This is a genomic window from Bartonella sp. AU16XJBT (genome assembly GCF_028618665.1).
GTDB lineage: Bacteria > Pseudomonadota > Alphaproteobacteria > Rhizobiales > Rhizobiaceae > Bartonella.
Genome location: NZ_JAQITF010000014.1, coordinates 1 through 12,987 on the forward strand (window position 1 = coordinate 1; position 12,987 = coordinate 12,987).

At 35.4% G+C, this 12,987-nt stretch carries 9 protein-coding genes; 3 read left to right on the top strand and 6 right to left on the bottom strand.

The genetic code is table 11. The features are described from left to right. Window positions 1-367: 367 nt before the first annotated feature. A complete protein-coding gene (locus PVV66_RS07595) occupies window positions 368-805 on the top strand; it encodes a MucR family transcriptional regulator (protein WP_273717660.1) in 438 nt (145 codons plus the stop codon). 104 nt (window positions 806-909) lie between these two features. On the opposite strand, the gene PVV66_RS07600 is transcribed toward PVV66_RS07595, so the two are convergent. Together PVV66_RS07600 and PVV66_RS07605 are read right to left on the bottom strand one after the other, a co-directional pair. Beyond that, on the bottom strand, window positions 910-1,320 hold the full coding sequence (locus PVV66_RS07600) for a SufE family protein (protein WP_273717661.1): 411 nt from the start codon (window positions 1,318-1,320) through the stop codon (window positions 910-912). A gap of 179 nt (window positions 1,321-1,499) precedes the next feature. Further along, window positions 1,500-1,802 (bottom strand): DUF5330 domain-containing protein, encoded by a 303-nt coding sequence (locus PVV66_RS07605; RefSeq protein ID WP_404977247.1) that lies wholly within the window; start codon window positions 1,800-1,802, stop codon window positions 1,500-1,502. A 1,161-nt stretch (window positions 1,803-2,963) separates the two neighbouring features. Here PVV66_RS07605 and PVV66_RS07610 point away from each other — a divergent pair. Continuing rightward, window positions 2,964-3,806 (top strand): peptidoglycan-binding domain-containing protein, encoded by an 843-nt coding sequence (locus tag PVV66_RS07610; RefSeq protein WP_273717662.1) that lies wholly within the window; start codon window positions 2,964-2,966, stop codon window positions 3,804-3,806. A 1,748-nt stretch (window positions 3,807-5,554) separates the two neighbouring features. On the opposite strand, the gene ppdK is transcribed toward PVV66_RS07610, so the two are convergent. The 3 genes from ppdK to PVV66_RS07625 all read right to left on the bottom strand — a co-directional run bounded on the left by ppdK (window position 5,555) and on the right by PVV66_RS07625 (window position 9,639). Then, on the bottom strand, window positions 5,555-8,221 hold the full coding sequence (ppdK, locus tag PVV66_RS07615; protein ID WP_273717663.1) for a pyruvate, phosphate dikinase: 2,667 nt from the start codon (window positions 8,219-8,221) through the stop codon (window positions 5,555-5,557). Window positions 8,222-8,398: 177 nt separating this feature from the next. Next, window positions 8,399-9,055, bottom strand: coding sequence for a DsbA family protein (locus PVV66_RS07620; RefSeq protein WP_273717664.1), 657 nt, complete (start codon window positions 9,053-9,055; stop codon window positions 8,399-8,401). Window positions 9,056-9,138: 83 nt separating this feature from the next. Further along, entirely contained in the window at window positions 9,139-9,639 is a 501-nt protein-coding gene (locus PVV66_RS07625; protein WP_273717665.1) for a DUF721 domain-containing protein, read from the bottom strand. A 162-nt stretch (window positions 9,640-9,801) separates the two neighbouring features. Between PVV66_RS07625 and mutY the strand changes: the two genes are divergently transcribed. After that, window positions 9,802-10,905: an A/G-specific adenine glycosylase gene (mutY, locus tag PVV66_RS07630; protein WP_273717666.1), complete on the top strand. Its 1,104-nt coding sequence runs from the start codon at window positions 9,802-9,804 to the stop codon at window positions 10,903-10,905. Between the two features lie 779 nt (window positions 10,906-11,684). Here mutY and PVV66_RS07635 read toward each other — a convergent pair. Continuing rightward, a complete protein-coding gene (locus tag PVV66_RS07635; RefSeq protein ID WP_373925582.1) occupies window positions 11,685-12,773 on the bottom strand; it encodes a site-specific DNA-methyltransferase in 1,089 nt (362 codons plus the stop codon). Window positions 12,774-12,987: the final 214 nt, after the last annotated feature.

Here is a 12,987-nt window from a genome sequence, read left to right on the forward strand (position 1 = left end):
AATAAAAATAATATTTTGTATATTGTATTTTTATAATTTGTAATTTTATTTTTACATTCTCAAAAAAAATAAATAAATTTTATCTTATATTTTTTATATTTGTGATATATCACATATTATGTATGATATGTGATAGAATAAAATCATATTTTAACATGTGAGAATTTCGTTTTTCTTATTGTATATTATGACAAAAAAGAGGTGTTTATTTGATTTTTTTGTGTTTTGGCAATTTTATAGAATAATTGAATTGACAAAAAAGATTTTTGTACAATATGAAACCCATGTGCATGAGATCTTTATATTATGAGTATATGCACTATATCTCGATTTTGAATTACTCGATTTTGAATTAAAGGAAACAAGAATGGAACATCGTGCAGTCTTAGAGACTGAAAGCAATTTAGTTATTACATTGGTTGCTGATATTGTTGCTGCCTACGTGAGTAATAATTCTATTCGACCGACTGAAGTGCCAAGTTTGATTGCTGATGTCCATGCTGCTTTTCGTAAAGCAGGGAATTTAGAGTTAACAGAAGCCGAAGTCGAAAAACAAAGGCCTGCCGTTAATCCAAAGCGTTCAGTATTTCCTGATTATCTAATTTGTCTTGAAGATGGAAAAAAATTCAAATCTCTCAAACGTCATCTCATGACACATTATGGGATGTTGCCAGAGGAATATCGTGAAAAATGGCAGTTAGATAGTTCGTACCCTATGGTGGCGCCTAATTATGCAAAAACACGATCAGCTTTAGCCAAAGAAATGGGCCTTGGACGCAAAAGCAAACGGAAAAAAGCTAAATAGTCATATTTTATGGTTTCTGTATAAATTTATATATAAAATTGCTTTTTAGAATGCACATTTTCTGTGGTGTTTTTTTGTGTGTGTCGCAATTTTTAGAAGGGGAGTTATATATAGCTTTCGTTACGAATTCGTTTGATCATTGATTTCAGACCATTGGATCGTTGAGGTGTAAGATTTTCATTCAAACCAAGTTTTTCAAAGAGGCCTTGAGCATCAGAGTTGCGAATTTCAGAGGCTTTTTTACCTGAATAAAAAGCAAGAAGAATATAAATGAGTCCACGTACAATATGGGCATCAGAATCACCTTGAAATGTTAAGATTGGGTCTTCTGAATTATTACGTGACGATAAAAGCCACACTTGGCTGACACAACCAGGAACTTTGTGGGCATCGTTTCGAGCACTTTCCGGAAAAGGCGGCAATTCATGGCCAAGCTCAATGACATAACGATAACGATCTTCCCAATTATCCAAAAGCGAAAAGTTCTCTATAATATTATTGATTGTTTCCGCCATTATCTTAGTCCTGTTTCCTTTTAATAATCATGTTGAATATATTTATTGATAGATAAGTATTTATTTTTCCTAACATAACAAATATGAAGAACGTTAAAAATTCTTATTTTAGGATAACATTGTATGATTTTGTAAGAATTCTTGTATTTCCATTTTTTGAGAAGCATTAGGGAGAATATCTATATATTTTTGTTCCCTAATATGTGCCCTAAATATTCATAAGCAGCTCTTGCACCGTAATATGCGCGTTCGCCAAGTAAACTTAAAAAGGACTTCCCTACTTTACAGGTTTCTATATTACGATCACAAAATGTTCCTAAGTCATTTAAAGCTTCCTTAAAAGCAATAATCACATCGCTTGTTATTATCTCATTATTTTTTGAGTTAGAAGAATGGTTACTGCTTGGATTTGCTACAAAAAATGAAATAATGATAAAAATAAAAAACAAAAAAAATGATAATTTGATTAAAAAACGTATCATGGGCAATCAATGTAGTGCAGTGGTAAATGCAATAAAAGGAGTATTTTACACACTGCTTCTTTATAAAAAATTTATAAAATGATTTTTTTATAAAATGGAGTACTCATTTATTGGTCCTATATCATTGGCTTTTTTATAAATATGATTACAATGTCGCTGTATAAAAATGGGATACATTGTCTATTCGGTAAAAAAAATAACACCAAAATTATGATGAAATATCATATAGTTAAAAGCTTATTATATATAATGAACGATGATAAAAAATAAGAGAGATAATCATAATCGTGCATAAGGAGTAGGAAGTTTACACCCCGCATTTTTAGCCTTTTATTCCACAAGAAAGTGTAGCGATAAGATAAGAATTACACACATATCCAATTTATTTTCTCTATTGTGTACATACTTATTTTAAATAATAATCCATCATTTTAAGCTTCGTTGAAAGGGCTAAAGGAGAGTCAAAATTTGTTATTTGGACTCTCTGTCGTTATAATATTTTATATTGTCTATAAAATTTTTACTGGCATGTTATGAAAATGATCAACATGTCGATAAAAATATTCAAAAAATAGATGCATCTCTTATAATTTCATCTCAAGCCAAGATTTTTCTATAACATTGTAAACATCAATTTAATTAATACTTATGAAAATTATTGAATATGAATAGAAGGAATTTATGCAAAAATATAATACCATTAAGAGATAATCGTTCTTACCAAACCGTTTACGAATAAGTAACCCTCTATATGTAAATTATAAAGAATAATGATGATTATCATTAGTTTAGCGTGATAGGAAAATATTCTCAACTTGATTTTAAACAATAGGCAAGCATATGCTCCAAAAATGGAGAATGTATTATTGTTTAGATGATTAGATGTGATAATGCTCGTTTGAAAACATCAACATGATCTTGAGTATTAATCATTTGGTGTTTTCTTTGACATATTAAAGATTTGTAAAATATGAAATTGATAAAAGTTGATAAGAGCTCTTATTGATTTATCGACTTATAAATGGATATAATGAAACTGCTTATTTGAGAAGTTTGAAAGGAAAAAGCAATAATATCAATGCACTTCTTTCTAGCTTGAAATAAGAAATAATTTACATTCGTTTCTTTGTGAAAAATAAACGCAACTGAAAATCAAAACTAATGGCAAAAAAGCGAAAGACGTCCCGAAAAAAAACTGTAAAACAGCGTAAATACCATAGTAGTATTTTTATCACTCTTCTCCTGATAATTTTTCATTTTATTTTTTGGATCGCAAAAACTCTTTATTTCTATACACGAAAAAATACTTTATTTTTTGTTGGCTCTCTTCTTTTTATCATCAGTTTTTTCTTTGTTTCATTTAATGCTTTATTTTCACAAATGACAACACATCAAAATATTTTAACTCAAATGACGTTTTCTTCTGCTCAAAGTATAGGAAAAAACTCTAATTTATCCGAAAAAGAAGCAAAATCACCAGAATTCTCTCGTGTAACTTCACTCCATTCTCCAAATCATCACCACACAAATTCACCTTTTCCCCCTCAATCAGCAAGCATGCTGGAAAAGCAAAAAGAACTCGCAGAATTAGGACTTTATGATGGACCTTTAGATGGACTGGATGGACCTAAAACGCGTCGTGCCATCGCTTTATCGGAACAACAAGCTACTCAAAAAAGGCAAAATAATGTTTTATCCAATCCCACAACAGATGAAATTGCGATATTAATTAAACAGAGCGAAATAGAAATGGCAAATAATACAACAACAAGAAATATAACAAATTCGAAAGAAGCTATTTTAGATCTTTCTGTTGAAGATATTTTACAGGTGCAAAAAGCTTTACGTAATTTTGGTCATGAAGAAGTTCTTGTCACAGGAATAGAAGATCAAAAGACGATAGAAGCCTTAAAACAGTTTCAAAAAATGTTTGATCTTCCTATCACGGGAAAAATTAACCACACAATTTTGATGAAAATGCGTGAAATTGGTTTATTAAATTAAAGCGTATTCATCTATTATTATAAAAACAATCTCTTGATTAATAATGATCATTTATCATCTGCTTATTTAATGTCCCCCAATATAAAAATATTCCTCCACCGCAACCCCTTTTATATTAAATAATCAGAATGGTTTTCTTACACATTCCATATTCAATCATATAATTTGCTCGCAAGGAGGGCACGACCAGTTACAGAAAAAAGAAATCATTGTAAGAGAGCAAAGCACTTGTTTTAAAATTTTTATTGCTTCTGATGATAAATGAATACGAAATTCTGTTGTTGCATCACGCCTTCCTTTCATATTCTCGAGCCAGAAATTATCCATATTACTGTCAATTTGATTTTGTGAATATGACGCAAAGAATATGTATGAACACCTGTAAGAATAAGTGGGCGAAAAATCAATGGCGTTATGGTTTTTATTTTGCAAAGTGTTTTAAAAAAGCCGGCACATTTCTCCAATTCATTACTGAAAAGTTTTGTATTTTATGGCATTGTTTTCTAAAAAAACCGTGCTTTTGTTATTGCTTGTAAAGAAATATTCAATCCTCATTCAATCGCATGTTTGTGATAAAGACTAGAGCGTACTTTCTCTGCTCTTGTAGCTTTTAATGCCAAATGGGTGCAAACGTATTGTATATCTCTGTTTGTGTAATCTCTTAAAACAGGGAGGAAGCTTAATTTGGATAGAATATAAAGTTTTAAGGATAGAAACCACTTCTCATCTTGACCATTTTCTTTTCATTCAGCTTTACGACTTTCCAAGATATCTAAAGCAGTGCTTTCTTTTATAAATGATGGAGCTTATTTCTCACACTTTTATTTATCACGTGTCTTTTTAGGTTCACCCTCTCACGTAAAACAAAACGTGTCCCAAACGGAATATACTTTGCCATTCACGAGGCTTTCTTTAGAGAAGCATCTCTCAAAGTACCTAAGCCCATTTTGCAATAACGCCTATGAATAATATAATAGCAGCTCCACTAGGCGCTATCATCTTGACGCTTGTGAAGCAATTACCACACTGTACCTACCTTCAATGTTGCGATAGCTCTTGGCACTTGAAACGATTCATAAGAGGCATATCCTTGCTTTATTTTTTATCTACGTGGTTCTCCCGGCCTGTAAAGAGCAAAAAATATGGTTTTGATTGATTCAATTATAAAAGAAATTGAAATAAGAAAATCTTATGATAGTTGGGACTCTCATTCAATATGAAAAATTAAAATTATTATTATTATAATCAATATCTTATATAAATTTTAGATTCCTTCACAAGCGTAAAGATGATAGCGTACAGTGGGTTTTATAAACACTGGGGGGGATTTTATAATTTCAGGGAATTTTAAATAATCCCATTTCACGAGTGATGACGTGAAATGGGTTAAAAGACGTTTCTTCAAAACAGTCCATAAATGCACAAAATAAATGCATTTGTTTGGAACATTCTGTTTTGGGTGAGAAGACCATCCCCCTATTAAAAAGCAAATGTGTGAATCAACTACACAATAGTGGGTCACTCTCTATCAAAAGTCCCGTCAATATTGAAAGTATATTAATAATACATCTTTGTTCTATCCTGCTTTATATTTTCTCTCATAAATCTCTCAAAAATATACTTTCTTCACGTGATATAACTTATAGTGCATTCTAGAAGTGCTTTTATTTTCCTTAAGGAAGGAAATAAAAAGAATGTATATAAAAATTTATTTCAAGAGTAACGATACAATAAAAAATATTAACCCATTATATCCTTTTTGCTATTGCGGCCTGTGCTGCTGCTAAGCGAGCAATGGGAACTCTAAAAGGAGAACATGACACATAATCTAGGTTATTTTCTTCACATAAGGCAATAGAAGCAGGATCGCCTCCATGTTCACCACAAATTCCCAATTTTATTTTTGCACGCTTTGAGCGTCCACGCTGTGCAGCAATGCTAATCAGTTCTCCGACACCATCACGGTCAATAGATATGAAAGGATCTAGCTCTAAAAGACCTTTTTGAAAATAGGTTGCCAAAAAAGGAGCAGCATCATCACGGGAAATTCCAAAAGTAGTTTGTGTCAAATCGTTTGTTCCAAATGAAAAAAATTCCGCCGTTTCAGCGATATCATCGGCTCGAAGCGCTGCTCTTGGAAGCTCAATCATGGTCCCAACCATATACTGAATAGTGCTTCCCTTTTCTTTCATCACTTCCTCAGCAACCGCATCAATACGCGCTTTTACAAAATCGAGTTCAGATTTAAGTGCAATAAGTGGTACCATAATTTCAAGCATGACAGAAGATCCGGACTTTTGGGCAGCTTCTGTTGCTGCTTCAAAAATCGCCCGCGCTTGCATTTCGGCAATTTCAGGATAAGTAATAGCTAAACGGCATCCTCGTAACCCAAGCATAGGGTTAAATTCGTGCAACTGCTGTGCACGTTCAGAAAGCACTTCAGCAGAAACGCCCATAGCTTTTGCAACATCAAGAATTTCTGCATCGGTTTTTGGTAAGAATTCATGGAGTGGTGGATCGAGCAAGCGAATGGTCACAGGTAAACCAGACATAATTTCAAATAATTCACTAAAATCTGAACGCTGCATTGGCAAAAGCTTGGCTAATGCTTTGCGACGTCCACTTTCATCATGGCTTAAAATCATTTCACGCATGGCAACGATACGTTCACCAGAAAAAAACATATGCTCCGTACGGCAAAGACCAATACCTTCAGCCCCAAAAGAACGCCCCATACGGGCATCAGATGGTGTCTCAGCATTGGCGCGAACTCTTATACGTCGCATCCCATCAGCCCATTCCATTAATTTTGCAAAGTCTCCGCAAAGCTCAGGCTGCAACATCGCGACCTTCCCTTTGAAAATTTCCCCACTTCCACCATCAATCGTGATAATATCACCCTTTTTAAAACTTTCTCCTGAGGCAAGCAGTGTATTTGTGTTATAATCAATTCGCACACTGCCAGCACCAGAAATACATGGCTTTCCCATCCCCCGCGCTACAACAGCAGCGTGGCTTGTCATGCCGCCACGCGTTGTTAAGATTCCTTCAGCAGCATGCATACCATGAATATCTTCTGGGCTTGTTTCTACACGAACCAAAATAACTTTGCGCCCTTCTGCCAATGCTGTTTCTGCCTCTTCTGAAGTAAAAACAATTTCACCCGTTGCGGCTCCAGGAGAAGCCGGTAAACCACGTCCGATAATCAAACGTTCTGCTTTGGGATCCAATGTTGGGTGTAAAAGTTGGTCAAGTGATTTTGCATCAATACGCATCACAGCCTCTTCACGACTGATTAACCCTTCTTCAACCATTTCAATTGCCATCTTGAGAGCCGCACGCGCTGTGCGCTTTCCTGAACGAGTCTGCAGCATCCATAATTTACCTTTTTCAATGGTAAATTCGAGATCTTGCATATCCCGATAATGCTGCTCAAGTTTTTGTGCGATCTGACATAACTTCAAAAAAGCTTCGGGCATGATTTTTTCTAAAGACGGCTTATTTGAACCAGCAACAATACGTGCATTTTCTGTAATATTTTGAGGCGTTCGAATACCCGCCACAACATCTTCTCCTTGCGCATTTACTAAAAATTCACCGTAAAGTTCTTTTTGCCCTGTCGACGGATTGCGTGTAAAAGCAACACCTGTTGCCGAATCTTCTCCCATGTTACCAAAAACCATCGCTTGCACATTAACTGCCGTTCCCCAACTTTCAGGAATGCTATGTAAACGACGATAAGTAACTGCGCGTGCTGTCATCCAACTTGAAAAAACGGCTCCAATCGCCCCCCATAACTGTTGTTCCGGATCTTGTGGAAAAGGGCTTCCTAATTTTTCTTCAACATAGGTTTTATAAGAAATAATAACATTCTTCCAATCATCTGCTGTCATTTCTGTATCAATAGTATAACCATTGCGTGCTTTTGCTTCATCAAGAATCTCTTCAAAATACGAATGGTCTAACCCCAAAACAACGTTAGAATACATCTGGATAAAACGCCGATAACTATCATAAGCAAAACGTTCATTATTGGCTTGTAAAGCAATCGCTTTTACAGTTTCATCATTCATGCCAAGGTTCAGCACTGTATCCATCATCCCTGGCATAGAAGCCCGTGCCCCTGAACGAACAGAAAGCAAAAGTGGTCTTTGTTCATTGCCAAATTCACGTCCTGTTTGTTCAGCAACGCGTCTTAGTGCTTTGTTCACAGATTCTTGTAGCTCTTCTGGATATGATTTGTCATGGGCATAATAAAAATTACAAACTTCTGTTGTCAGAGTAAAACCGGGCGGTACAGGCAAACCAAGATTACTCATTTCTGCCAAATTAGCGCCTTTACCTCCGAGAAGATTACGCTCGCTTGCCCTTCCTTCTGAGCTGCCATCTCCAAAACTATAAACCCATTTTTTCATTGTACAAATCCTCCCATGTTAGTCAAAACATCATTCAACCTAGGCTCATTTAAAAGCAATGTTTTGATTTTAAAATCGGTAAAACAAAAAATATCGCTTCATAAATGCATAATACCAATCCTTCCAAAAGAAAAAGGACCACAAGTCTCACTTATCCACCTTCTGGAAGATTAAAATTTAGTTTTTAAGATGATTATCAATCACCGAAAAAAACTCTTCTACTTTCATAGCACCTTCATATTTATCACCATTGATAAAGAAAGTAGGTGTTGCTGTGACACCAAGTTCTTTACCACGCTCAAAAGATGCATTCACTTCATCTAAAATGGACTGATTTTTCAGACACGCAGTAAAACTTTCATCTGTAAAACCCGCCATTAAGCTAATTTTTTTTAACGGTGTCAGAGCATCTTTTCCCCAAACCCACTCATTTTGTTTTTGAAATAAAACTTCTATCAAAGGAAAATAGCGATCTTCTGGTGCGCATCGTGCTAACATAAAACCTGCTGTTGCCCGAGGATCAAAAGCATAATCGCGGAAAATCATTTTCACTTTTCCTGTTTTGATATATTTTTTACGAATTTGAGGAAGGATATCATTATAAAAATGCGCACAATGCGTACATGTCAACGAAGCATACTCAACAATGATGACTGGTGCATCCACCTCTCCCTCAAAGCGATCCTTTACTTTACCCGATTGAAGAAGCTCAGCCATATCCACTGTTGCAACGGGTTTGACCCCGTGAGCTAAAGCAACTGTTACACTGTTTTGTACAATCGTTATGAAGAGAAAAATTATTCCGAAAGATAAAAAAGAGCGATATTTTACCATAAATAATACTTTTCTGTTGTTATTAAACGAATAGGAATCCAATGCTTTCTCATATATTAAAGAAAAATATATAAAATATCTTGCTATTTATTATTTTTTTCCGAGAAAATGCAACAGCCAAGTTCATAAAGTGATTGGCGTAAGCTTTTATCTTCAATTCCTTCAAGCATTTTTTCCAAGCATTTTTTGTCTTTTTCACTCAAAGCTGTCTTTAGAGGCATATGATTCATAAAAACCGGCATACTCCTTTGCTCAATCTTGATGCGATCAATAGCAATATAGCCAAAAAATCCATTAATTCTATGAAGCAATTCCTCTGTTTCATGCATCAATTTTAATGCAGCAAATCCTTCACATGCGACAACAAGTGTTCCTGGCTTAAAAATGTCATCTTGATCTGCGCGACGTTTCCAAATAATTTTAAGGGGCATTGTATGCTCACTGATATCATAGCCCGCAATCTGTGACCAATGCTCTATAAGCGCGACATTAAGCCCTGTCCGTTTGCGTAAAACTGGATCAAGTATTTTCAATACCGTCTCAGAAAGAGAATAAAAAGCATATTTTTTGTGTTGTTTTCTCATTTTTAGATCATTGTTCAACTATTTACTCAATTACAATCATTTGTTTCATCTAAAAATTATCGCTTTCCCAATTTATAAAATATCAACACAATAGAAATTCTCTCCTCACCAGAATCTCGACAATAAAAATATAAAGAGCAAAAAATATGAATTACCAAATAAATGCTTTTTTCTTTTGCATTTTACATCTCCCTATGCTTGAAAACAATCATGTATGAAATTTCTTCGCACCTCCTTTCTTGGTACGATCAAAATCACCGACATCTCCCATGGCGGATTACCCCCAAAGAGCAAAAACAAGGTATCCGTCCTGATCCTTATCAAGTTTGGCTTTCTGAAATCATGCTTCAACAAACAACCGTTGAAACGGTTAAGCCCTATTTTAAAAAATTTCTGAAACTTTGGCCTGATCTTTCTTCTTTAGCAAAAGCCTCACAAGAAGACATCATGAAAGCATGGGCTGGACTTGGTTATTATTCACGCGCACGTAATCTTAAAAAATGTGCAAGACAGCTTGTTGAAAACTACGCGGGACAATTTCCACAATCTGTAAAAGCATTGCGAACTCTCGCGGGTATTGGAGATTATACGGCCGCGGCCATTGCCGCAATTGCTTTTAACCACCCTGTAGCAGTGGTTGATGGTAATGTTGAACGTGTGGTCGCTCGCCTTTTTGCTATCACTTCAATATTACCAAAAGCAAAAGCTGAAATTAAAGAACAAACACAAAAAATTACTGCTTTAAATCGTCCTGGCGACTTTGCTCAAGCAATGATGGATTTGGGAGCAACAATTTGTACTCCACGCAAACCATCTTGTTATATCTGCCCTCTTCAAAGTTTATGTAAAGCCGCAAAGATGCAACAAACAGAAGCTTTTCCAGTCAAAGCTCCTAAAAAAGAACGCCCTTCAAAAACAGGTACTGCTTTTGTGGTCCTTAATAAAAAGAGACAAATTTATTTGGAAAAACGACAGACGCAAAAACTCCTTGGCGGAATGACCCAAATTCCTAATAATATTGGCATGAACAATGAAAATGGGCTCCAAAACGCACCCTTTACTGCCAATTGGCAATTCAAAGGACAAATTACCCATGTTTTTACGCACTTCTCTCTAAAACTCGATGTTTACTATACTGAGGATATTCATGAAATGAATTGTGATAATGGTTGGTGGTGCAACATTCAGCATCTTGCCAAAGAAGCGCTCCCTACTGTTATGAAAAAAGCAATCTCCATAGCACTTCCCAATTCTTTCAGATTTTAATAACCTTCCCTATAAAATTTTTGCTCACAGAAACTTGTGCTATCTCTAGTGACTATTTCTTCCTCTGTAAAAGAAAAATTTAAGGAAGTGAAATGATCAATTTTTTCTACAGATAAAAATTAAGAAGGGATAGAAAAGCTTAGAAATCTTAGATTTAAATTTCAGGATTTATCCTCTTTTCACTTAATATAAGGAGCAAACCGGCACCATCACACACTTTGCCCAATCTCCAATGTTGTCGACAACCCTTGGGCACTTGAGATAGTTCATAAGAGGTATTTTTAATCCTTTCTTTAGCAATTTTTACTCACCCGCCCCCGCTTATGATACGCAAGAAAGTGATTTTGATTGCTTCAATATAAAATAGGTTTGAAATGAGAAAATCTCACGATATTCGGTGGGTTATAATTCAAGTTGAACAATTCCAACTTATCTTTATAAGTCACATATATTGCAATATTGCACGCACATCCATAGATATACATTCTCCCTCCCCCAAAACACTTAATTTTGAACTTCTGAACGAATTTTTTAATCCTATTATTTCATTTTCACAAAAGTATCTCGATTGATAATTTGACTATTTTGGAACTTGAATGAGAACATAGAGTGAAACTTCTTCATTTTAAGTTCTTCGACAAGACACATAAAAACACTCGCTTGCCGCTTGCAAGTAAAACTAGCATATAGATAACGCTTAAAAAGGCATAAATTGCCCGCATGTCTCTCTCAATTAAGAGCGGCTACACATGTCAATAAAATGAAGCGATCATCTTAGTTCATAAGACACCCGTTTTTAACATTTGTGAACGTATGATCATCCTTAAATGATCTATGGACTTCAACCGTCCATTTTCCTCATAATACCAAAAAGTCCAACCGTTACAACTCTGTGAATCTTGAGCCTTTCTTCCCATTGCATGAATGGAACCTGCTTCACCACCATGCATGATCGTACCATCAGCTCTTACAATAGCAGATACTTGCTTCTTGCGATCATAAAGAACTTCTCCAGGATAGAGTAAACCTGCTTCAAGCAAACTATTGAATGCTACACGTGGTTCTGCTTTTTTTCTATCCAAAATCGCCAGTTCTGGTTGCGCTAAAGGTTTAACCGCCGCAATTCTCTCACATGCTGCATCAATGTAATCTTGCTCACGTTCAATCCCAACAAAATCACGCCCTAAGAGCTTGGCAACAGCACCCGTTGTTCCCGAACCAAAAAACGGATCAAGAATAACATCACCCGGTTTACTAGAAGCCATAATAATACGCGCTAATAACGCTTGTGGTTTTTGTGTTGGATGTAATTTACGCCCTGCATCATCCTTTAAACGTTCAGCTCCAGTGCAGAGAGGGAAAAGCCAATCTGAACGCATTTGTAAATCTTCATTTGCTGCTTTTAGGGCATCATAATTAAAGGTATACTTTTTATCTTTTTGATCTCGCACAGCCCAAATAAGCGTCTCATGGGCATTTTGAAAGCGGCGCCCTCGGAAATTAGGCATCGGATTATTTTTGCGCCAAATAATATCATTAAGCATCCAAAAACCCAAATCTTGTAAGGCTGTCCCAACTCGAAAAATATTATGATAAGATCCGATAACCCAAAGCGTTCCATTGGGTTTTAACACACGACGGCACGCAAGCAACCATGCGCGGGTAAAAGCATCATAAGCAGCAAAACTCTCAAACTGATCCCATGCATCATCAACCGCATCAACAAGCGAATGATCTGGACGGTATAGCGCCCCATCCAATTGCAAATTATAGGGGGGATCCGCAAAGATCATATCAACGGAATGTTTTGGCAATTTTTCTAAAACGGCAACACAATCTCCTTTAAAAATTTTATTGCGCCATGGCATCTGTGAGGGAGTACGAATGAAATCTTTTTGAAGCTGAATAACTGTCATGAAAAACCCAACAAAATGAACTGAATTTGCCCTATAATCAATCAAAATAGTTTATAGGCCCGCATTACCAATCCATATTTACAAAATAGAGTAAACGTATCGTTAAAGTTCTGCAAAATTGATATTCGTTTCTATTTTTTTTTAAGTAAAAAAAATTTCATATGAA